This is a genomic window from Roseicyclus mahoneyensis (assembly GCF_003148775.1).
GTDB lineage: Bacteria > Pseudomonadota > Alphaproteobacteria > Rhodobacterales > Rhodobacteraceae > Roseicyclus > Roseicyclus mahoneyensis.
Map to the genome: position 1 here is coordinate 16549 of NZ_QGGW01000013.1, position 20525 is coordinate 37073.

Genomic DNA, 20525 nt, shown 5'->3' on the forward strand with positions numbered 1-20525 from the left:
GTCATGTCCGGTGCCTTGGTCATGGCCGCAGGCTCGGAAGGGTGAAGTCCATGTAGCGGCGCTCTTCGGCGACGGTGGCAGCGTCCACCACGCCCGCATTGCCCGCGCCGAGGGTCTGGATGGCCTCAAGCTCCCACATCCGCGTCATGGCGATGGCGAGTTCCGCCGTGACGCGGGTGTTGTGGTCCATCGACTCCTTGAGGTCCTCCATGTCGGGGATCATCGCGACGAGCTGTTCGACGCGTTCCAGCGACTGGGCCGCCTCGGCGTGGCTGTTCTGGGCCGCCGCCGACATCACGGCGCCGGTTGTGGCGCGCGTGGCCACGCCTTCTGCGCCGGGATTGCCGCTGGTGGCGATCTCGCGCAGCGAGTCCTCGTCGAACCCGGCGCTGGCCAGCGCCTGTTCCATTTGCGTCCGAAGGGGGCCCGCGTTAGGGCCGATCAGGCTCGACCAATCGCCTGCCTGGATGCCTCGGATCAGGCCGGGGATGTCTTCGAAATTGGCCTGCAGGAGGTCGTCGAGATCGCCGCCCATGGCGAGGCCGAGGATGCTGCGCGGCCCGGTCAGCGAGGCATACATCTCCTCAAGCTGGTCGAACTGCTGTTGCAGGAGGTCGAGCTGCGCCAGAGCATTGTCCAGAAGATCGGTCTGAATGCCGAAATCCTGCAGCATCTGCTGAAGCTGCCGGATTTCCTGGGCGATGTTCTGGGTGTCGACCGTGGGCACGCCCTGTGCGGTGACGGGCCCCGCGAGGGCGGTGGTCAGCGCGAGGGTCGCGGCGGTGGTGGTGAGGGAACGGTACAAGCGCCGGATCATCGCAATGTCTCCTGGGTGAAATCCATGAACTGCCGCTCGGCGGCTTGGGCTGCGGCCATGGCGAGTTGTTCCTCGCTGCGTGCTTCGGTATGGGCGGCCTTGATCCGGGTCCGGATCGCGACCAGTCGCGCAAGCTCGGCGCGCGCATAGGTGTTGAGCGCGATGGCCTCGTGCAGGTCTTCCGTCTCGCCGATGCGGGTGATGATGTCCTGCACGCGCAGGGCTGCCGCGCGGACCGAGACGAGAGAATAGTCCCCATAAACGCCTGCGCCATGGGCCGAGAGGCTGAAGCTCGCATTCGCCAGGAGGACAGGGTCAATGCTGCCGAGCGCATCGATCCCGCCTACGGCGGCGAGATAGCTGTTGTACTGCTGCGGGATCACCACGACGTAGTGCTGGGTTTCCGCAAAGGGCGGGACGCCGCCGTAGTTCTGAACGTTGCCCGGGCCTGCGTTGTAAGCGGCGAGCGCGTGGATGATGTTGCCATCGAACATGTTCAGCATCTGCGCGAGGTACCGCGCGCCGCCGGTGACCTGCAGCCAGGGATCGTCGTAATAGGCCGGATAGATTCCGAGATCGCCCGCCGTGCCGGGCATGATTTGCGTGAGGCCGAAGGCCCCCACGGGGGAGCGGGCCCCGATCTGAAAGCGGCTCTCTTGCCAGATCAGCGCCTGCAGAAGGCAGCGCCACTGGACCAGCGACAGGCCAGCACGGCTCACGCCAGGCAGACTGTGGGTGTGGCGGGCCGCGCGGATGATCAGCTCTTCGATCCCCTCCCGGGCATCTCCGAACATCCGGGCGGCAGCCGGGTTGTTGTCATCGGGCGCATAGAGGCTCGCCGCCGCACTTTCGACGCCGCCTGCGGCCTCCTGCCCCGCCTCGAGCCCGGCGACTGTGCCTGCGACATCGCCGGAGCCGAGGGACATGGCATCCATCAGCCCCTCTAGCGAGGCGAGTTGCTGGCGCTCGATCTCGGCCAGTTCCTCCTCCCGGCTGAGCCGGTCCTGCTGCAGCGCCAGATCGCGGTCGGTCTGCTCGAGGATTGCCTGCCGCTCTGCGAAAAGGCGTAGATCAAAAGTCGGCACGCCCTGGGCAACCGCTGGCCCGACGCTGGGACCAGCCAGCGCAAGGCCGATCATCGAGAGGGGGAGCCAGGTCCGCATCGGCTCAGCCACCCGCCCCCAGCATCACGAAATCGCAGGCCGTGTCGCGCCGCGTGACTTCCGCCCCCATGGTCGAGATCGTGGTCGTGGCGGGTCCCGCCTGCGTGGGCGCATCGCGGAAGTTGAAGCAGTTGGCCTGCGCGGGATTGTGCTGCGCACAGGCTGTCAGGGTCAGGCCGAGGCCAAGCAGCACGACGCTGCGGGTGATGGTACGGGTCATGTCACTCTCCAGAAATCAGGGCGGTCACGGTAGTCGGGGCCGACAAGAGCCTCGCCCTTCTCCATGCCGCCGAGGATGGTCACGAGGGGGCCAAGGGCGCTGAGATCGGCGTCGATCACCACCGAACCCCGGTCGTCGCGCACGAGGGCCAGCCGGGAGGCAGAGCCGACGCCCAAAAGCACGTCGAGTTCTTTCTCGCTCAGGCCCAGCATTGCGTAATCGGCGGCCGAAGCGCGGATGTTGGGCAGGAGAACTTGCGTCGGTACGGCTTCCACGATGGTCTTTCCGGTCCGGGTCCGCTCAAGCTGACTGGCATACTGGGTCATCATCACGACGACGGCGTTCTGTTTGCGCGCTGTCACCAGCCAGTTCGACAGCCGCTCCGCGAAATACGCATTGTCGAGCGCCTTCCAAGCCTCGTCGATGACGATGATCGTGGGCTTGCGGTCTTCGATCACGCGCTCGACCCGGCGGAAGAGGTAGGAGAGGACCGCCATGCGTTCCCGCTCGCTCTCGGAATCGAGGATGCCGGTGAGGTCAAAGCCCGCGACGTCTCCATCGATGCTGAAACTGTCCTCGGCATTGGCCCCGAAGATCCAGCCGTAGCGACCCTCGGCCGTCCATTCCTGCATCCGCTCGAAGAGATCGCCCTCGTCATCGGTCGAGACGAGGAGGGACGCGAAATCCGACCAGTTCCGAAGCCCTGCATTTCCGGCGCTGGCGTTCTGGCGCACGACCTCCTGCAGACGATTGGTCTGCACCGGGGTCAGAGGCCGGTCCCGGCGCTCGAGGAGGCTTGCGAGCCAGTCGGCCAGCCAGGCCTGACCGCGCGCGTCGATCTCGGTCTGCAGGGGGTTCAGCCCGGTGGGGCGCCCCGCCCGCACCGTCGAATAGCTGCCGCCAAGCGCGCGGACGGCCATCTCCATGCCAGCGCGATAGTCGAAGACGAAGAGCCGCGCGCCTGCGCGCCGGGCCATGGTCATCAGGAAAGCCGCCAACACGGATTTGCCGGAGCCGGGACGGCCGAGGATCAGCGTGTGGCCACCCGTGGGTTCACGGTCCGGCGCGCCCTGTTCGTGGAAGTTGAAGCGGAAGCCGCTGCGCTCGGGTGTCGGGAAAAGCGCGATCGGCACGCCCCAAGGGACTTCCCTCCCGGCCTTGCCGAGCGGCGTGCGGTGGAAAGTGGCGAGATCGGCGAAGTTGTGGTTCGTGATGGCGGCCTTGCGGCTGCGCGCGCCGGTATTCCCCGGGTGCTGCGCCATGAAATGCGCCCGCGCGCCAAAAGCCTCCGAGATCAAGTTGATGCCAGAGGTGGCAGAGATGTTGCGGATTTCGGCCGCGATGTCGTCGAGGGCGGCTTGAGTCCGCGCATAGACCGCCACCGTCATATGGTGCTCGCCGAAGATCAGGCGCTTCGATTCCAGATCGTCCTGGGCGAGTTCCAGTTCTTGCGCGAGGCTGACGGCCCCGTCATTGGCAGCCTGCATGAGGCGTAGCTGCCGCTTGATCCTGCCTGCCATGATGTTTGGGTTTACGGCCACGAAGGAGTGCGTGACCACCATGTCGACGGGCAGGTTCAGCTCGTCGAGCATGAGGCTGTCGGTCTTGGCGGGGTAGTTCTTCACCGCGAAGATCGCGCCGAGCTTGTTCCCCACAGCACCATCGGACAGAGCGATGGTCGTGCCGCGGAAGGTGACGCGGGTATTGGCCACATCCTCGGCGATCACGCCGAGGCGCGACCTCGGGAAGAGCGGGTGCTCTTCGCCTGTGTTGAGGGAACCGAGGAAGCCCAGAAGCTCGCCGGTGCTTGCCGCAAGCAGACGGGGCTTCAACTCATCGAAGGACGACAGCAGAAACCCCACCACCTCGTCGAGCTTGCGCAAGCGGCGGGTCGTGTCGGCTGCATGTCGGGCGCGAGACGCCCCCAGACCGAAGGGCAGACGACTCCGCGCCTCCGGGCGCTTCAGCACCGTCAAGGTCAGCGTCTTGTCGCGCAAGCCAGATTGACCCAAATGCGCGCGCCAGCGATTATCGACTGCGGCGGCAAAACTCTCGCCCGGGATGGGCGGCAGGGTCACGTCGACCGCTTTTGACACCTTGTGCAGGTAGAAAGAAAACTCCGTCCCCACCTGCGCGACGATCCCGGCGAGAAGCCCGCCGATCCGGTCGAGATGGGCATCCTCGCTCGTGGTGCTGTTCACCCCTTCGAGCCGGATGCATTGCATCAGTTCATTGCCACGGGTCCGGATCGTCCGGTCGGTGACAAGGCTCACATAGGGCAGCATCGACGAGAGCCGCTTCTCGCCCTTGACCCATGCGGGCAGTGCCGTCAGCGGATCGAGCGCGCCCTCCACATCATCGGCAATCCCATCACGGGGCATAGCTGTCGCCCCCATGGAGCTTGCGGTTCACCGTGGGCGGGGTTTCTTGCAAGGTGATCACCAGGACATCGAGGAAGTTCGGATCCCAATCCGCAGCTTTCCAGAGCGCAGGCCAGGCCAGTCCTGCGCCCACGGCCACAATCCAGCTCTGCACCCAGAGGAACAGCAGCGTAGAGCCGAAGAGCCAGACCATGGCGTACATGATCGGCAAGCCCATCAGCTTGGGTGGCCTCAGAAGGCCGATGAACACGCGGGACTGGTCGGACATGATAGACCTACGGGGTGGTCCAGATGGCGGCGACGATGGTGGGTGCTGCGGCAATGCCCGCGATCGCGACCACGACCCAGAGCGCCTGACGGAAATCGAGGATGCCGAAGAGCCAGGAGAGGAACACGCCGATCAGCGCGAGCGTGCCGATCACGATGCCCAAGGGGCCGGTGATCGCATCGACGATGCCTTGCAGCAGGGTCTGCACGGGCGACAGGTCAATGCTCTGGGCCAGTGCCGGGCCCGCCAGCACGATGAGGGCCATCGCGCCAAGCGCAACAAAGGAAGATTTGGACGTCACGACAGGTCTCCTCTCAGCCGCTGGAACACGGCTGTCACACGGGCCACATGGCCTTGGGTTTCACGAAAGGGGGGAATGCCGCCATGGCGGGTGACCGCATGAGGACCGGCATTGTAGGCAGCAAGCGCCAGCGCAGGATCGCCGAACTGCTCGAGCATCATCAGCAGGTAACGCGCCGAGCCGTCGAGGTTCTGCGCAATGTCATGTGGATCGACGCCGAGATCACGCGCAGTGTCGGGCATCAGCTGGCCGAGTCCGATGGCCCCGACCGGGCTCAGCGCGCCAGGATTGTACGCGCTCTCGACCTCGATGTTGGCGCGATAGAACAGCGCCCAATCACTGACCGACAAACCCGCCTGGCGCAAGGCGTCATGGCTGCCATAGCGCAGTGCCGTGGTCTCGATGGCGTGGAGGATTTGTGGGGAGGCGCGGACGGCGCGCGGAGCGACCGTGGCGGCCGCGGGCACAGGTCTCAGCGGATCATCATCCCCGCGGGACTGCGGTGCTGCAAAGAGAAAGAGGCGATCTGAAAGGGGCCCATTCTGGGCGTCATCGTCGCCGGTGAACGAGCGCAAGGTGCTCGTCGTCTCGGCCGTGTCGATCAGTCGGCCATCGGGGCTGACCTGGAAGATGAAACCGTCGGCAAGGGCCGGGGGTGCTGAACAAACACCTGTACCCAATGCAACGACGAGCGCAAACGCGCGGTCAGTTGTCCTTGACCAGAACCGGGCCGGTTCCTGGCTCGGGCGTGCGCCCGGGTGCTGCGTGTCGCTCGCGGGCACCCTCGACGAGCGGGATGCTGGCAGTCGTGCAGCCCATATCGGCAAGGAAGCTGACAAGACCGACAATCGTCTTGAACTCGCGAACCTTGAGATAGCTACGGCTCGTGACGAGCATCTTGTCGTCACGCCCGTCCTCAGCAACGGCACGGATGACCCATGTGCCGTACCAACTGTTATGGCGCTTCTCGGCGCCATCCTTGCAGACCACCTCGATGAGGTAGTGTTCGGCCAGCAGGCCGCGCAATCCGTCTTCTGTAACCACATTCGGTGCTTCTTCTATCATGGCCTTCCCTTGGGTCCTTTCCTGCCTGAGGTGCAGTACCGGTCCCACGGGTTCGAAACACCGTGGGCGATACAAGACAACATAAACGTTAGCAAGACAATAATAATGACTTGACGAAGATCGCCTTGCTTCGATAACGGTGATAGCTGACAAAGTAGTAATCTTAAAGGCGGCAAAGGAGTTTTGCCCTGCACATAAACTGTGCGCGCAATATAACCTTGATGCTGCTGATCCTGGGCGTGGGAGCGGCCGGTCCGGCTGCCGCCTGCATTTCCCCTGAGCGACCGTTTCTTCCCCAGTCTCAAGAGGACATGCGCACCTACGCGGATCTGATCCGGGGGGATTTCGAGGCCTATATCGCCGATGTTCAGGACTACTTCCGTTGCCTCGATGAGGAACGCGCCAGAGCGTTTATCGAGGCGCGCGAGGTCAGCGAAGACTATGGGCGGTTTCAGCGCGTCCAGGAATAGGCCTCGCGCATCTGGCACATCTACGCATCGACACATATACCTGACACCTGACCCGCATCGGTTTTCTTCCACGTTCCCTCTCGCAGGCAGGCGTCGGTGTTTCTTGTGTCCAAAGAATAAATCGAGGAGCGTTCATGCGCATCATTATTGCAGTTTTCGCGATCCTCTGGGTGCATTCAGCCAATGCCGAAACTCTTCGTATCGCGAGCTGGAACATCGAACATCTCGTTGCCGAAACCGGTCGAGGTTGCCGGCCTCGCAGCGAGGCGGATTTCCAGCGGGTCCGCGACGTCATCGCGCAAGTCAATGCTGATATTTGGCTCCTGCAGGAGATCGAAGGAGAGGATGCACTGGCCCGGATCTTCGATCGTAGCGTATGGGTGTTCCATGTCGAGGACCGTCGGCCATCCCGTAGCTACCCCGACTGCAGAAATACGCCTGGGCAGCGTCTGGCGATGCAGGCCACCGCGATCGTAGTGCGACGCGGCATCATGCACGAGCGCCTGCCAGACCTCGCGGGTCTCGACGTGTCAGGGCGCGGAAACCTGCGCCATGGCGTTCTGGTTGCGCTTTCAGCTGACAGGCCACTCACTATTCTGAATACTCATCTTCGGTCTGGCTGTTTCGAGGGCACAGGTCGACAAGCCTGTGGTGATCTGTTTGCACAGCTCCCGGTTTTGCGAGCCTGGTTCGATGCGCAACCAGGACCGGTCCTCATTGGCGGTGACTTGAACCGTCGCCTCGAGGTTCACAATGATGTCTTCTGGGCCGTGTTGAACGAGTATCTGGACCTACATATCGCAGGTTCCGGTATTCGGCCCAACTGCTTGCCCCAATACAGCAAGTTTATAGATTTTCTCATCCTGAATGATGCGGCCGCGCCAGCAATGGTGCGTAACTCATTTTCTGAGACGACATTCGGCGGGCCAATCCCGAGCTATCCCTCTGATCACTGCCCAATCTCCATCGAGATCGATCCGGCACGATTTTAATGACGGGATCGGAACTAGCTAATTGAACGTTGGCGCGAATTGCCTGGGCACCTGATCGACGGTTGTAAAGGCAACGACCATGCGTTTGAATTCGGTTCTGAACACTCCGCTCTGATGAAAAGGATTTGCCTCGTGTCGCTGCGCTTCTGGCAACGTGTCCGCCTCGCGCCTGGGGTGACGCTCAACCTCTCAAAATCGACTGCGTCGTTATCCTTTGGTCCTCGCGGCGCGAAGTACACCGTCAGCCCCCGAGGTAATCGCACGACACTCGGGTTGCCGGGAACTGGGCTCTTCTACACGGTCCATGACAGCAAGGGCGCGGCCAGACCACACACTGCGGCGCGCGACAAGCTGACTCTCGGGTTCTTCCGCCGTCTTGTGACACCCCCCGAGGAAAAGGCGTTCGTGGATGGGCTGCGCGCGCTGCATGAAAGCGAAGAGGACGAGGCGCTTTCGCAATTAGAAACGGCCGATAGCCTCGCTGATGCAACATGGATGGCCGGAATGATCCGGCTCAAGCGTGGGGCGTTCGCCCAAGCAAGGCTGCATCTCGAAACGGCACTGGCAGCAGGCGATGAGCTAGGCGTGCATTTTTCGAAATACGACCTCGCTCCTCTAATCGATCTGCCAATCGCCAAGGATGTCTTCGCCCATGTTTCGCCCACAGAGCGTGGCACGCGCCTCGCCCTAGTAGAAATTTGCGAAGCAAGCGAGGATAGCTCGGATGCCATGATGCACCTCGACCAGCTGCTCGAGATCGCGCCCGATGATCCGGTAGTGCTTCTGTCTTTCGTGCAGGTTGCATCTGACATGTCCGGCGAATGCGACCTTACGCGGCGTGTCGTCGCCCTGAGCGCGGGCACGCAGAACCACACGCCAATTGACACAGGCATTCTGCTTTACCGGGCCCGCGCGCTTGCTGCCAAAGGGTTGCCCGATGCTGCCATCGAGGTGCTGACCCGCGCGGGCCGCCGCCGCAAGGGCCGCCCAAAGCGCCTGCTTCAGCAGATCCGGTATGATCGCGCGTTGCTTTATGAAGAGGTAGGACGCAAGGCGCAGGCACGGCGCGAGTTCGAGAAACTGTATGCCGATGCGCCAGGATTTGAAGGATTGGCAGAAAGGCTGGGGTTGCGCTGAAGCCGTAGGTGGAACAGTGTTGCGAAGGGCGGATTGCCTACATTCGCCGGACTTGAAAGCTATCAAGCGCCTACCAGCGCAAGCTGGCATTCGCATCGTGGATATATCGACATACAATGGCCTTAAGCTTCTTTGGCAATTCTAACTGCTAAAAAAGAGATGAGCTTTCGCTATTGACCCAGCTTTGGAGCCCTTTGATGTTGAAGATTGCATTTTGCTAGAAAGATTAATGTGGTGATGTCGGACAGCGCGATCATAGGCAAAGGCGATGACACTGTCCCCAAACGTCTATTAGTTTGGTCGGAGAACCGTCCATTATGGCAACGCGATGCGCTGCGCCGCATTGTTCTGAACGGTTATCCGGATGAAGAGGCTTTCGAGGAGTTACTGGCGCTCTGCAAGCTAGAGCATGGCGATGCTACGGTGACGCTGGTGGCGGAGCCACTTTCGAAGGACCATCTGCCGGTTGATCCTGGCGCTGGCGAGTCGATTTCATTGTCCAGCATCACAAATGTTTCCGGTGTAAACCAGCTCGCCACCGGCCAGACCCTGAATTTTGAGGAGTCGGGTCTGACCATAGTTTACGGGCAGAACGGTACCGGAAAATCCGGCTATACGCGGATTCTCAAGAAGGCTTGCCGCTCACGGCATGCCGGCGAAATCATGCCCGATGTTTACAGCTCTTCCCCGACGCGAACAGCAAAGGCCGATCTGAAAATTACCCGTACCGGCGGCGCATCAGAAACCGTCGCGTGGGAAGATGACGGCGGGTCCGCCGAGACGCTTTCCGCGATCACGGTCTTTGACCGTGACGCGGCTTCGGTACACGTTCAGAAGAAAAACGAGGTTTGGTTTCGTCCCTTCGGTCTTGATATTCCGGATGACCTCGCCGGTGTCTGTCAGGAAATCAAAACGCGCCTGACAAGCGAGAAAGAAACATTGGAGCAAAAGCGCAACTCCGTTTTTGCCAACCCGACCTGGTCTAGCCGCTCGGCGCTCGGCAAAGCCCTGTCTTCGCTTCAGCATGATACTGATATCGCGGCCATAACGCCCAGGACACCCTTTTCGGATGCGGACGAAGCGCGCCTGACCAAGCTGCAAGCTGATCTCGCCCAAGACCCCGCCGTCGCGGCAAAAGCGCAGCGTGACTACGCGACCCAGCTTGATCAACTGGCATCCTATTTGAAGCGAATTGAGCAGGCGCTGAATGACGAGGCCATTCAGGCACTTTATACTACGAAGAAGAGAGCTGATGATATGCGCACGGCCGCGAACACGGCCGCGCATGATGCGTTTTCCGGATTAGCGCTTGAGGGCGTTGGTGAAACAGTGTGGCGGACTCTCTGGGAATCCGCCAGATCATATTCGCAAGTGGCGAAGGAAGCTGGGGCGGTGTTTCCACCATCGCCAGGAGATATCTGCGTTCTGTGCCATCAGGAGATCGACGAGCCCACCGCCGCGCGGATGCTTGGCTTTGAGGACTTCATCAAGAAGGACACGGAAACCAAAGCGGCCGAGGCCGAGCGCACCTTCAAGGAAGCGGAGAAAAAATTCCGCGGTGTCGCCGTCCACATCAACAAGGTCTCTGCGGCCTATCGGCACTTGAAGGCCGGTAACTTCACGCTCGCAAGAAAAGTTCTGAGATTTATCGCGCTTGCGCGGCGTGTGCAGGTCCAGACGCTTGTGCAGCTCTCCGGCGAAGATGTTCCGAACCCACTGGCTTTGCCTGAATCTGGCGCGGAGGCCGTAAACACCGAAGCCGCGCAGACACGCGCCTATGCGGTTTCTCTCGATGACGCATCCGGCGGCGAAGCGCGGGAAGCCGTGCTCAACGAACAGGCCGATTTGCAGGATCGGAAACAAAGTCGCGAGCTGCTGGATATCGTGAAAACAGAGATCGCGCGGCTCGCAGAGCTAAAGCGCACTGAAAACTGCTTGCGCGATACCGCCACCACGGCGATCACGCGGCTCGGAAACGAGATTGCCGATACCCTGATCACGCCGCGCATGCGCGACCGGTTTCAACAAGAGATTGTCGCGCTGGCCGGTAATCGCGTGCGGGTCGAGGTCGTGCGTTCGGGGGGCAAGTTTGGTTCCCCCCAATACGAGGTGAAGCTCTACGCGAACCCAAAAGCCAAGGTGCATGATGTGCTGAGCGAGGGCGAGCAGACCTGTGTCGCGCTGGCCTCGTACCTTACCGAACTAGCCAACGCGTCACATACGTCGGCGCTGGTGTTCGACGATCCGGTTTCGTCACTGGATCATCGCTGGCGCTCTAAAGTCGCCAAGCGCCTGGCCAAGGAAGCCGGTGAGCGGCAGGTCATCGTGTTCACGCATGACATGATTTTCGTCAACGATCTGGCACAATTGGCCTCGAAGCGAAATACGCCGATAGCGCTTGCACATCTCACGCGGGGACAGGATGTCGTCGGCATCGTCAACAAGGACTTGCCATGGACAGCATCGAGCATTCGCGACCGGATCGACAAGCTCGAAAAGGAGGCGCGCGCCGCCAAGCGCTTGTTCGAGGCGCATGATGACGAAGGCTACAAAACGGAAGTGTCATCGCTTTACAGTCGCCTGCGGGCGACTTGGGAACGTGCGCTGGAGGACATCGTGTTTGCCAATGTCGTGATGCGTCACCGTGACTATATCGACACCAAGAACCTGAAACGCGTGACAGCTCTGGAAGATGCCGATGTGCATGGCTTCCAAATCGGGTTCAAGAAATGCTGTGACTTCGTTGACGCGCACGATCCCTCCCGCGGGCATGATCCGGAGCCGCCAGAGCCGGTAGAGATCATGGCCGATATTCAGGCGCTGAAAGTCTGGTCGGAAGCTTTACGGATTAAGATGAACGGGGTCTCTTGAAACCATGACCTCATAAGGAGAGCCGGGAAACTTCCAGTGGAGCGGAATTCCTAGTCTTCCCAATCTTCATCAAGGTTCATTCCGCCAATGTTACCGGTCCCATGGAATGCCTGTCGATGAAGGTGGATGTTCACCCGCGCTGCCACGTTTTTCTGTGGCGTATCGATGCCAATTTCTTCGTTGATGGTGGTCTGGTAGATCATCTCTTCACCCCAGACATTAAGGTCACCGACCCAGACGTCACTATTCTCGATCAGTTCTTGAGCGGCCGCTTCAAAGTCCCACTCTTCATCCTTGTTCCGGACGATGTACCAAGCGCCGTCCGTTGGGTAATCGATGCGGTCCAATGGGCGGCTTGCAAAACCACCCTCTTCGCGCGGGCGGGTGCTCCCCCAGTCACCATAGATTATACGCGCACGGTTGGACCTGCGCGAGATTTGGTCGATTAGCTGGCGGTTGCTGAATGGAACCGACGTGATGCCGCTAAATGCAGAGAACATCTTCGGAATGGAAGTACACGAAAGTACCACAGGTACAGCCGCATCAATCTCTTGCAGGCTTTCGGCAATAACGCCCTCGAACCACACCGAAAGAGTCAATGGGTCCCGAGTCCAGCCTCCTTCTAAGATGATCGCGAAGTCGGCAGCGCCGCCAGCGGCGAAGGCCGCAACGATTTCTTGAATGTTGCTCGGAAACCGATCCCGCACGATTCTCATGCAATACGGACGGCCCAGCTCCTGGATAGCCTCGATTTGTCGTCTGAGGTCTGCTTCACCCTGTCCTCTGGACTGAATACAGGGCCATATGCGTTCATGCCGCCCCACGAATTCGACCCAGTTCGCGTAGGCGTTGTCCGGCTCCATCAACCGCGCCAGTTCCTGCTGCGGCCCGCTTTCAAGGTTCGTGAACTGGTAGTCGCGGTCAATATCTAGGAAATAGTTGCGATTAGGGAATGCCCGCTCAACACGGTCAATCGCCCGTTCCAAGGTGAGGGAGTTGGCCCAAGGGGCGAGCAGGATACAGGGCGACATCCTGTCTTTCGTAGCCCCTGGCAAGAACTCAAGCCCGTTCATTTCGCTGGCGCGGATAGCCAAAGTTGGAACGTAGCTCTTGTTCTCTAGGACCATGGTTCACTCACTTATGCTTCTGCGAAAGTCGACAAACGGATTTCCATTGCAGCCTTGGATACTTGGAACCGCGCTGCAAGGCTTTCTATCGTAGCCTCTGTGACTACGCCGTTGAACTCGTCGCGCAGTACTTGTTCGACAAGCGGCATGGGCATAACAATGTCAGCTGCCAGACGATTGGCTTCATACTCAATACGCTCAGGCTCCCCAGAGCGATATAGGACGTTGTCCTTGATCCCTTCCGGCGAGCTGTCAATGACAGCCTTGTGCAGGAAGAAATGGGAAAGCTCATGCGCGATAGTGAACCTTTGGCGCTCACGCGCCTCATGCCGGTTCACACGAATGGTGTAGTGATCGTCCTCCTTCATGATCTGACCAGAAATGCCAGTGCCCATGCTGGACACCTTGATGGAAACGCCCAGGTCTTTTGCAAGTTGCCCCAGCTTTACCGGATATTCGGTAAGATACCGGTCAAGGATTTCCTTGGCCGGCCCTTCAATTCGCTTGTACTCACGTGAAGTCATGGTTTCTCCCTCCCTAGCGGTTGCCCGTGTCGTCTGGATCAAAGTCTTCATCCAGTTCACCACGCGGTCCTTGTCCAAATGCGATTTCGTCAATGCGTGCCTTAATCGCTTCGTCCGACAGTTTCTCGTTGACTAGCTCGTTCACCCTCTCACTGGCGACCTTTTGAGCTTCGTTCTTGATCCCGCCAAAAGTGAAGAAGGCAACAACGCCAATTCCGATAGCGACCGCAGCCAACACGGCCGTTACCGCTGTCATCATCGCAGATATAAATCCGAGATATGTGGGCAGTGCGATTGCGGGTTCTTGCATCGTGCCCGGCACTCCGTCGACTACGTCAACGACACCAAGCGACAAAAGGAGGTAGCAGAGAACCGCACCCCCGATGATGCAGGCCACATAACTTACCGCCCTCATAGTTTCGCTTTTACGTGTTCAAACATTGCGCCCCGTAGTGTTCTTAATTTGTTCCTGTCAAGCGAAATATTCTTGAGTGTGACAGCTTCAAGCTGATTTGGCTAGAGTTCGGTCGATTTAGTCTGATCCGACCTTAACAACGCCACCCACTAATGTCCGGTCTGAACCGAACACGTCTGGAACCTCGTCGCTTTGCTTCGGAACAGGTCAAATCTGCCGGCCCCATAACGTAACGATGAAATCGCCTTGCTATCGTTCGTGTTGTTTTGTATCGCAGCACCATTATAGTGGGAGTCGGCGTCATGAAGCACAGGGTCCGAAGCGCGGCAGCCGCCGCTGCTATCACCGTATCGAGCCTCGTCGGCTCAGTCGAGCAGGCGCAAGCCTACCAGGTTGACTGCGCCATCTTGCTCTGCCTGGCCGGAGGCTGGCCCGCATCGGCGCCTTGCGCCCATGCGCGGGCCGTCTTCATTCGGCGGATTACACCGTGGCCGATCGAGCCGCCCCTACAGATCTGGCGATGCCCGATGGGAGTGTCGTTCGGCGCCCCTGCCCCGTTTTCGCCGATGGAACGGCTCTACGACATCGCTTTCCGAACTGAGCCTCAGATCAGCGTGCCGCAAGACCCGCCGCTCTTTTTGCCGGTGCAGGCAGAAGAGCATGCTGACATCGACATCTCAGGCGATGCCTTCGACTTCGTTCGCAGCATTCGCGTCTATCACATCCAGTTCAGCCAGCGCGAAAACCGGGATGGGGATTGCAACCGTTACGACAGCACCCGCCTCGGTTCATATGGAGTGCAAGGCGACTATCGTTGGACACGGTCGAGCGTAGCCGATGTCCCTCCAGCATCGCAACTTCCCGAGCCCGTTCACTGCAGATCGATCAGCTACCGCTCCGTCTTCGTGGACTGGCGAGACCACGAGGGAAACTACGGCTTCGAAGAGGTCCGCTACTGACCCTGCGCGGGGCGGCGTAGCGCCGGCCCGCATCCGATAAACCCTGCACCACAGATTGTGCACCGACCCGAAAAAGGGAAACGACGCCAGACCGTGAAACCTGACGCCGCGCTAGAAAAAACCCGTGAACAAGGTTTTCCTAGCGCACTGTCCGAACCTCTGCAACCAGCAAAGTTGTTTTGCTGGCAAAAATGTTGTTACCTCACGGCATGGCCTCGGCTCTCTCAGGAGACACCGACCATGGAACCCACAACCGGCCTGATCTTGCGACGGATCACACAGACAGAGCTTTCTGTATCCGCCCATAAGTTGGCAACGATCATCCTCGATGGCATCGCCTGGAAGGAAGGCTACAACGGCCTGTCACGCGGGACGGCCGCGTTCACCCTATCTGCGCTCGCAGAAAAAATGGGCGTTTCGCGCCAGTATCTGACCGTGCTCTTGACTGAACTCGAAGCTTCCCAACTGCAACTCACCCGCCAAAAGCCAAATGGCAAGTATGCACCCTGGCTCTTTCGCTTCACAGCCTTTGATGAAGCAGACGAGATCGAAGATGTCGCGTCAGGTAGAGACGACACATCACTATCTAGAAAAGATTATAACAAAACTGTATTCTCCGGACATATCAACATTAATGCAGTTTCGAACGTGTTCCAGACTTGCTGGGCCGACTTGATCAAGGCTGCGAAGACCGTGCTTCCATGCTGGAATGTCGACACGCAAGTGATCTGGGATCGCTTCCTTGCGTTCAACCGCGCGCGCGGCAACGAGAAGGTTCCGGCGGGTTTCTTGCTCGGATTCATGCGCAGGTGGCGCACCGCGCCGGGCACGGCAGCTCAGCCGAAAGAAGCGCCAACGCCACAGCGCACGCCTGATCCAAAAGAGCGCGAACTGCACGATCAGATCAAGGCTGCACCGAGTTCAAACCGCCAGTTTCATGCTTCGGACCTGTGCAGCAAGATCGGTATGGCCGCTTATGAGGCGCGGGTTCTCGAGGTCATCCGCCAGTTTGGATGCCAGCGGTTCACGGCCATGCTGGCTGTGCATGGTCGAGCTGTATTGGCTGGGGAGATTGCGCGGTGACAATGGAGAGGTTGGCACCTGCAATGCCAAAACGAGTTGAGCACGCCAAGACCCGCGATGACGCCAATCAGAGCAGATCGGCAAACTGCTCCAGGTCAGCAACCGTTGCGACCAGCCCTTGTTGCGTCAGGATCGACAGATATTCGTCAACACTCTTGGGCGGGTTTTTGAGGCGGGCGCGAACTTTGCGTAGCGCGGAGCAGACCAAACCGGGCGCGAGAGAAAGCTGGTTCCGGAAAAAGTCGTCGGGGTGCTGAGTTTCGATGCCGAATGGTGCAAGTGCCTCTGGTGGGAAGTCCTTCAGGTTCTGAGTGACGATGGCGTCACAGCGCCCGACGATAGCGGCCGCCAGAACGTGCCGGTCGTCGGGATCCGGCAATATGAGGGCCGGCACCAAGGCCTCATAGCCGGTGACCAGGCAGTCGCGTGTGGCCATGTCCATCAAGTCGCGGGTTCGCTCCAGCGCCGCCCGCTCCCGATGAGGTTCATTGCGCAGAAGGGCGTTGATCCATTCCCGATGGATGTCAGCCGTCCACTTCGCCTTGAAAAGATCCGTGACAGCCAATTGCATCAGCGCGTCCCGCATGGGCGCAGGGTAGAGGACATTCGCGTCGAAAAGGACCGTGTACTGGCTCATTTCGAGCCATAGCCCATGTCCTGGTCCTGTGCGTCGGCGGCAAGTTGATCAAGGACGGCTTCGCGCTCGTTGTCGATGGCTGCCTTGTACGACATGACGTCTTCCATGCGGACGCGGCGATGCTTGCCGACCTTCCGATGCGGGATACTGCCATCCTCGAGCAGTTTGATCAGGAACGGCCGCGATACATTCAATACCTCTGCCGCCTGCACGGTCGAGAGTTCGGCGTTCTCGGGGATGATGGTGACCCCGCGCCCCGCTGCCATCGCCTCGAGGATTTCCATGAGCAGCGCAACAGCGCCTGCGGGAAGTTCAATCGGTTCCATCTGCTCTGCGTCAGTAACGCGAAGCTTCAAGGGTCTTCGGGTCGCCGCAAAGCGCGACAGGGCCTGTCCGGAGACGCGCGCGATTGCCGCGTCCTGCGGAGTCGGTGGAAGATGCCGGTGTGCCAACATGTTCATGGTGGTCTCCTCTGCGTTTTGTACAGTCTACCACCATATAGGAAATAAGTGCAACAAATGCATTAAGTGCACAGCACTTCTCAGGATGCTCTGCTGCATGAGGGCTTTGGCGCCTTTGCTACCAACGTGAACAGTGAAGCCTGGCGCAGTCTTCAGTTCGTAATCCGCCACATCCGATAGCGTCCTTGCCCGGTCACTTCACGGATCAGACCACGCGCTTCCATCCAGGCGAGGTTGCGCTGGACGGCGGCGCGACTGGCGCCGATCAGAGCTTCGGCCATCGGGGCGGACACAAGGGGCCATTCGGTCAACACGGCGCGCAAGGCGCGAGGAGTCTTTCCCGAAAGTGAGGTCATCTCGGCTTCCGCCCGCACTGACCATGCCTCGATATCGTCGAGGTACCGCATCGCGGTCAGACACGCCGTCTCCATTCCGTCGAGCCAGCGGGCTAGACGTTCAGCGGGTGGACCACCGGCGCGCAGCCCCCCTGCCCCGCCCATGGCTAGAGGTGCGAAGACTGCGCCCTTGCCCTCACTTGCCGCGATCCGCGCGGCCGTAACCGCCGCCTCCATCCGGTCGCCGTGCTGCCCGAGTCCCGCGAGGCTCCAGAGGTGAAAGCCCATGCAAGCACAGGTGATCGGGTGCAACTCGGAGGCTTGCGCCGTCAGGTCCAGCCAACCGCCTGCGCGATATGCAAACGGTTCTGCCTCATCGGCGAGGTTCTCGGGGTCGCGGCGGTCAAGGAAGGCGGAAAGGTCCACCTCCGGTCCCGGACCACCTGTCAGCCGCCGCACCGCCCAACCGACACGCGCTAGCGCGGCGGTGTCGTCCTGCACCCCCGACAGGCGCATGGAGATCCAGAGCCCCAGCCGATCCGGGCCGATGCGGTCGCCCGCGAACCAGCTGAGGTCGGCAGCCTCGATCAGGGCAAGCCTGTGCCGCCATCCTTCCGGGCCGCGCTTCAGCCGCTCATCCAGTGCGCCGAGGCGACCGGCCACACGGGCAAGACGCGCGGCATGGCCCGCCTCTGCTTTCCGCCAATCGTCGAGAACCTCGGCTTCGCGCGGTTCGGCCCGTGGTCCGGGGGGCAAATAATCCGGCTCCTCTTCCATGGGACCGGGCAGGAACCAAAGATCGTCCTCAGACGGCTGTTCCACCTCCTCAGCGTCGAGAAAGAGAGCATCAGATTCACCATGAAAGAAAGGGTCTTGTGGCTTCATATGTGCAAAATATCTGATTTTTGCACTTTACCCAAGGGTTTTGTCGAAGTGCGCTCACATTCATTATATAGCACGCGCAGGCGATGGTCGGCGAGGGCTCTCTGATCGCGCTCACTGTATAGAAGCCAAGGGCTTTCCGTTGAGCGGGGCCACAGAAAGCGCCCTTGCATCCGTTTACAAACGGTCGTTTATTGACGGTATATGAAACTGCAAACGGCCTGTTTTGATGCCCCTGATCGGCTACGCGCGCGTCTCGACCGAGGATCAGACCCCCCTGCCCCAGTCACAGGCCCTGAAATCTGCGGGCTGCGTCGAGATCCACGAGGAACAAGCCTCGGGCGGAAACCGCGCGCGGCCCGTGCTGGCCCGCGTACTCGAGCGGATCGGTAAGGGCGACACGCTGGTGGTGGTGCGCATCGACCGTCTGGCGCGGTCGCTTTCGCATTTGCTGGAAGTGATCGAGCGACTGGAGGCGAAAGGCGCCTTCTTCCGCTCACTGATGGACCCGATCGACACGTCCTCCCCGCAGGGCAAGTTCACCCTCCAGGTCCTGGGCGCAGCCGCCGAGTTCGAGCGCGCCCTGATCCGCGAACGCACCAAGGCCGGGCTGGCCAGCGCACGGACCAAAGGTCGGGTTGGCGGCAATCCGGGCCTGCGCGCGCGAGATCCGGCGGCGCTGCGCAAGGTGCGGCTGGCGCGGCAGGATGGCTACATGGAACGCCTGAACGAGACGGCGCAGGACTGGGTTCCCCATGTCCGTCGCCTGCGCCCGGACTTGGCCTGGGAAGACGTAGTGCGCATCGTCAACGGCCCCCTGCCCCGCGAGCGCCAATGGACGCAAAGCCGCCTTTTGCGCGCGGTCAACGCCTATGTCCGGGACGGCTTCCTACCGCCGACGGTACTGGACCGCGCCGGCCGCCGCGAAACCGACGACCGCCTGCCCGCCATCGTCGCCGCCATCAAGGGCGCGGACCCCGACATCACGCTTCAGGCGATCTGCACCCGGCTGGAAGCGATGCGCGAGCGCACGCCCCGTGGGCGGACAAGCTGGCAACCCTCCTCGGTGAAGATGCTGCTGGAGCGGGCGGAGAGGCTTGGCTTGCTGGGTTGAGCACAATAACCTTGCAAATCTTCCATGACGTGGAGTAATTGCAAGGTATGTATCATCGCCATGCTACTCAGACAGTCCAATCCGCCCTCGACGCTCAAGCGGCTGTTGTCCTCTTGGGGCCTCGGCAGGTTGGCAAGACCACCCTCGCGCTCGAGATAGCTGGACAACGCCCATCCGTGTACCTTGATCTGGAACGCGACGCAGATCGACGGGTCCTGACAGAGCCCGATCTGTATCTGGATGAACAGGTCGGCAAACTCGTCATCCTTGATGAAGTCCAGCAGATGCCGGACCTGTTCAAGACCCTCCGCGGACAGATCGACATGCGACGCCGCAAGGGGGCCCGCACAGGGCAGTTCCTCCTGCTTGGGTCTGCATCGAATGTGCTTCTGCACCAATCGGCCGAGTCCCTTGCCGGGCGTGTTCGTTATATCGAAATGCCGCCACTCCTGCTGGACGAAGTCGGCGAGGACAGAATGAACGACCTGTGGCTGAGAGGCGGTTTCCCTGACAGCTTCCAAGCAGATAGTGACCAGAACAGCCTGGCCTGGCGCGAGGATTTCCTGCGCACCTACCTCGAACGCGATATCCCTGCCCTTGGGCCGCGCATCCCGGCTGCGACGCTGCGCCGCTTCTGGACGATGCTGGCGCATGCGCAGGGTGGACTGCTGAATGCGAGCTCGCTTGCAGAGGGTCTGGGCGTCTCAGGCCAGACGGTGGGGCGATACCTTGATCTGCTCGTCGATCTTATGTTGGTCCGGCGCCTGCAGCCTTGGCATGAGAATGCGGGCAAGCGCGTCGTCAAGTCGCCAAAGGTCTTTGTCAGGGATAGCGGCCTCGTCCATGCCTTGCTTGGCCTCGGTTCGCTGGAAAGCGTGCTGGGGCACCCGGTGGTCGGTGGAAGCTGGGAAGGGTTCTCCATCGAAACCCTGATCGCCGCCGCGCCAGTAGGGACCGAACACTTCTTCTACCGGACTGCAGCGGGGGCCGAGCTTGACCTTGTTCTGCGGCTTCCCGGGAATGCGATCTGGGCGATTGAGATCAAGCGCACGACAACACCCAAGGTGTCGCGTGGTTTCCATCTGTCGGTCGATGACATCAAGGCCGACCGGAAGATCTTGGTTTATGCCAGTGAACGGGAGGTGCCGGCAGGTGACGGGCTGAGAGCAATGCCTTTGGCCACCGCCGTGGAACAGTTGCGCAATCTGTAGGGTTCTCAACGTGCGTCGAAGACCCGTCACGACGCTGCGCCGCGTCTCACTTAGCCAAGGACAAACCCACCCTCCCCTTTCAGACAGTGGCC

22 protein-coding genes are annotated in these 20525 nt (G+C 60.6%); 8 read left to right on the forward strand and 14 right to left on the reverse strand.

Going from position 1 to position 20525, the window contains the following annotated elements:
• Positions 1-19: 19 nt before the first annotated feature.
• Genes C7455_RS18110 through C7455_RS18145 form a run of 8 tightly spaced genes read right to left on the reverse strand, consistent with a single transcriptional unit; the run spans position 20 to position 6215 of the window.
• Positions 20-817, reverse strand: a complete 798-nt coding sequence (locus C7455_RS18110; RefSeq protein ID WP_109670651.1) for a type IV secretion system protein — start codon at positions 815-817, stop codon at positions 20-22.
• Positions 814-1980 (reverse strand): lytic transglycosylase domain-containing protein, encoded by a 1167-nt coding sequence (locus C7455_RS18115; RefSeq protein ID WP_109670653.1) that lies wholly within the window; start codon positions 1978-1980, stop codon positions 814-816. The genes C7455_RS18110 and C7455_RS18115 overlap by 4 nt, the downstream gene beginning before the upstream one ends.
• Positions 1981-1984: 4 nt before the next feature.
• On the reverse strand, positions 1985-2200 hold the full coding sequence (locus tag C7455_RS18120) for a hypothetical protein (protein WP_072244823.1): 216 nt from the start codon (positions 2198-2200) through the stop codon (positions 1985-1987).
• Positions 2197-4581 (reverse strand): VirB4 family type IV secretion/conjugal transfer ATPase, encoded by a 2385-nt coding sequence (locus C7455_RS18125; protein WP_109670655.1) that lies wholly within the window; start codon positions 4579-4581, stop codon positions 2197-2199. Before C7455_RS18125 ends, C7455_RS18120 begins: the two co-directional genes overlap by 4 nt.
• Positions 4571-4849, reverse strand: coding sequence for a VirB3 family type IV secretion system protein (locus C7455_RS18130; protein WP_109670657.1), 279 nt, complete (start codon positions 4847-4849; stop codon positions 4571-4573). The genes C7455_RS18125 and C7455_RS18130 overlap by 11 nt, the downstream gene beginning before the upstream one ends.
• Before the next feature lie 7 nt (positions 4850-4856).
• Positions 4857-5150 carry a TrbC/VirB2 family protein gene (locus tag C7455_RS18135; RefSeq protein ID WP_109670659.1) on the reverse strand — a complete coding sequence of 98 codons (294 nt, stop codon included), beginning with the start codon at positions 5148-5150 and terminating at the stop codon, positions 4857-4859.
• A complete protein-coding gene (locus C7455_RS20390) occupies positions 5147-5830 on the reverse strand; it encodes a transglycosylase SLT domain-containing protein (protein WP_109670661.1) in 684 nt (227 codons plus the stop codon). The genes C7455_RS18135 and C7455_RS20390 overlap by 4 nt, the downstream gene beginning before the upstream one ends.
• A 25-nt stretch (positions 5831-5855) precedes the next feature.
• A complete protein-coding gene (locus tag C7455_RS18145) occupies positions 5856-6215 on the reverse strand; it encodes a hypothetical protein (RefSeq protein ID WP_109670739.1) in 360 nt (119 codons plus the stop codon).
• Positions 6216-6436: 221 nt separating this feature from the next.
• Here C7455_RS18145 and C7455_RS18150 point away from each other — a divergent pair, with 221 nt between their 5' ends.
• The 4 genes from C7455_RS18150 (at position 6437) to C7455_RS18165 (ending at position 11685) form a co-directional block, all read left to right on the forward strand.
• On the forward strand, positions 6437-6685 hold the full coding sequence (locus C7455_RS18150) for a hypothetical protein (RefSeq protein WP_109670662.1): 249 nt from the start codon (positions 6437-6439) through the stop codon (positions 6683-6685).
• Positions 6686-6819: 134 nt separating this feature from the next.
• Positions 6820-7677 (forward strand): endonuclease/exonuclease/phosphatase family protein, encoded by an 858-nt coding sequence (locus C7455_RS18155; protein WP_109670664.1) that lies wholly within the window; start codon positions 6820-6822, stop codon positions 7675-7677.
• Positions 7678-7716: 39 nt separating this feature from the next.
• Positions 7717-8814 carry a DUF4236 domain-containing protein gene (locus C7455_RS18160; protein WP_146200045.1) on the forward strand — a complete coding sequence of 366 codons (1098 nt, stop codon included), beginning with the start codon at positions 7717-7719 and terminating at the stop codon, positions 8812-8814.
• A 237-nt stretch (positions 8815-9051) separates the two neighbouring features.
• Complete coding sequence (locus C7455_RS18165) at positions 9052-11685, forward strand: AAA family ATPase (RefSeq protein WP_109670668.1); 2634 nt, start codon at positions 9052-9054, stop codon at positions 11683-11685.
• 50 nt (positions 11686-11735) lie between these two features.
• Here the strand turns inward: C7455_RS18165 and C7455_RS18170 are convergent, their stop codons facing one another.
• From C7455_RS18170 to C7455_RS18180, 3 genes are read right to left on the reverse strand one after another with little or no spacing between them, the layout of a single operon-like run.
• Positions 11736-12812: a beta family protein gene (locus tag C7455_RS18170; protein WP_109670669.1), complete on the reverse strand. Its 1077-nt coding sequence runs from the start codon at positions 12810-12812 to the stop codon at positions 11736-11738.
• Positions 12813-12823: 11 nt separating this feature from the next.
• Positions 12824-13387, reverse strand: a complete 564-nt coding sequence (locus C7455_RS18175) for an ImmA/IrrE family metallo-endopeptidase (RefSeq protein ID WP_245904425.1) — start codon at positions 13385-13387, stop codon at positions 12824-12826.
• A complete protein-coding gene (locus C7455_RS18180) occupies positions 13350-13646 on the reverse strand; it encodes a hypothetical protein (protein WP_146200046.1) in 297 nt (98 codons plus the stop codon). Before C7455_RS18180 ends, C7455_RS18175 begins: the two co-directional genes overlap by 38 nt.
• 671 nt (positions 13647-14317) lie before the next feature.
• On the opposite strand from C7455_RS18180, the gene C7455_RS20645 reads away from it, so the two are divergent.
• Together C7455_RS20645 and C7455_RS18190 are read left to right on the forward strand one after the other, a co-directional pair.
• Complete coding sequence (locus C7455_RS20645; protein ID WP_342767652.1) at positions 14318-14710, forward strand: hypothetical protein; 393 nt, start codon at positions 14318-14320, stop codon at positions 14708-14710.
• A gap of 240 nt (positions 14711-14950) precedes the next feature.
• Positions 14951-15793 (forward strand): hypothetical protein, encoded by an 843-nt coding sequence (locus C7455_RS18190; protein ID WP_109670675.1) that lies wholly within the window; start codon positions 14951-14953, stop codon positions 15791-15793.
• A 67-nt stretch (positions 15794-15860) separates the two neighbouring features.
• Here the strand turns inward: C7455_RS18190 and C7455_RS18195 are convergent, their stop codons facing one another.
• From C7455_RS18195 to C7455_RS18205, 3 genes are all read right to left on the reverse strand, one after another.
• A complete protein-coding gene (locus C7455_RS18195; RefSeq protein ID WP_109670676.1) occupies positions 15861-16430 on the reverse strand; it encodes a PIN domain-containing protein in 570 nt (189 codons plus the stop codon).
• On the reverse strand, positions 16427-16891 hold the full coding sequence (locus C7455_RS18200; protein WP_109670678.1) for a helix-turn-helix domain-containing protein: 465 nt from the start codon (positions 16889-16891) through the stop codon (positions 16427-16429). Before C7455_RS18200 ends, C7455_RS18195 begins: the two co-directional genes overlap by 4 nt.
• 152 nt (positions 16892-17043) lie before the next feature.
• Entirely contained in the window at positions 17044-18111 is a 1068-nt protein-coding gene (locus C7455_RS18205) for a hypothetical protein (protein ID WP_109670680.1), read from the reverse strand.
• A 226-nt stretch (positions 18112-18337) separates the two neighbouring features.
• Between C7455_RS18205 and C7455_RS18210 the strand changes: the two genes are divergently transcribed.
• Positions 18338-19222 (forward strand): recombinase family protein, encoded by an 885-nt coding sequence (locus tag C7455_RS18210; protein ID WP_109670682.1) that lies wholly within the window; start codon positions 18338-18340, stop codon positions 19220-19222.
• A gap of 47 nt (positions 19223-19269) precedes the next feature.
• Positions 19270-20433 (forward strand): ATP-binding protein, encoded by a 1164-nt coding sequence (locus tag C7455_RS18215; protein WP_109670684.1) that lies wholly within the window; start codon positions 19270-19272, stop codon positions 20431-20433.
• Positions 20434-20525: the final 92 nt, after the last annotated feature.

What these genes read in the sequence shown, in the direction of transcription:
- C7455_RS18110 (WP_109670651.1), bottom strand. Translation starts at nt 817, where the DNA reads ATGATCCGGCGCTTGTACCGTTCCCTCACCACCACCGCCGCGACCCTC.
- C7455_RS18115 (WP_109670653.1), bottom strand. Translation starts at nt 1,980, where the DNA reads ATGCGGACCTGGCTCCCCCTCTCGATGATCGGCCTTGCGCTGGCTGGT.
- C7455_RS18120 (WP_072244823.1), bottom strand. Translation starts at nt 2,200, where the DNA reads ATGACCCGTACCATCACCCGCAGCGTCGTGCTGCTTGGCCTCGGCCTG.
- C7455_RS18125 (WP_109670655.1), bottom strand. Translation starts at nt 4,581, where the DNA reads ATGCCCCGTGATGGGATTGCCGATGATGTGGAGGGCGCGCTCGATCCG.
- C7455_RS18130 (WP_109670657.1), bottom strand. Translation starts at nt 4,849, where the DNA reads ATGTCCGACCAGTCCCGCGTGTTCATCGGCCTTCTGAGGCCACCCAAG.
- C7455_RS18145 (WP_109670739.1), bottom strand. Translation starts at nt 6,215, where the DNA reads ATGATAGAAGAAGCACCGAATGTGGTTACAGAAGACGGATTGCGCGGC.
- C7455_RS18150 (WP_109670662.1), top strand. Translation starts at nt 6,437, where the DNA reads ATGCTGCTGATCCTGGGCGTGGGAGCGGCCGGTCCGGCTGCCGCCTGC.
- C7455_RS18155 (WP_109670664.1), top strand. Translation starts at nt 6,820, where the DNA reads ATGCGCATCATTATTGCAGTTTTCGCGATCCTCTGGGTGCATTCAGCC.
- C7455_RS18165 (WP_109670668.1), top strand. Translation starts at nt 9,052, where the DNA reads ATGTCGGACAGCGCGATCATAGGCAAAGGCGATGACACTGTCCCCAAA.
- C7455_RS18170 (WP_109670669.1), bottom strand. Translation starts at nt 12,812, where the DNA reads ATGGTCCTAGAGAACAAGAGCTACGTTCCAACTTTGGCTATCCGCGCC.
- C7455_RS18175 (WP_245904425.1), bottom strand. Translation starts at nt 13,387, where the DNA reads ATGAAGACTTTGATCCAGACGACACGGGCAACCGCTAGGGAGGGAGAA.
- C7455_RS18180 (WP_146200046.1), bottom strand. Translation starts at nt 13,646, where the DNA reads ATGCAAGAACCCGCAATCGCACTGCCCACATATCTCGGATTTATATCT.
- C7455_RS20645 (WP_342767652.1), top strand. Translation starts at nt 14,318, where the DNA reads ATGGAACGGCTCTACGACATCGCTTTCCGAACTGAGCCTCAGATCAGC.
- C7455_RS18190 (WP_109670675.1), top strand. Translation starts at nt 14,951, where the DNA reads ATGGAACCCACAACCGGCCTGATCTTGCGACGGATCACACAGACAGAG.
- C7455_RS18195 (WP_109670676.1), bottom strand. Translation starts at nt 16,430, where the DNA reads ATGAGCCAGTACACGGTCCTTTTCGACGCGAATGTCCTCTACCCTGCG.
- C7455_RS18200 (WP_109670678.1), bottom strand. Translation starts at nt 16,891, where the DNA reads ATGAACATGTTGGCACACCGGCATCTTCCACCGACTCCGCAGGACGCG.
- C7455_RS18205 (WP_109670680.1), bottom strand. Translation starts at nt 18,111, where the DNA reads ATGAAGCCACAAGACCCTTTCTTTCATGGTGAATCTGATGCTCTCTTT.
- C7455_RS18210 (WP_109670682.1), top strand. Translation starts at nt 18,338, where the DNA reads ATGCCCCTGATCGGCTACGCGCGCGTCTCGACCGAGGATCAGACCCCC.
- C7455_RS18215 (WP_109670684.1), top strand. Translation starts at nt 19,270, where the DNA reads ATGTATCATCGCCATGCTACTCAGACAGTCCAATCCGCCCTCGACGCT.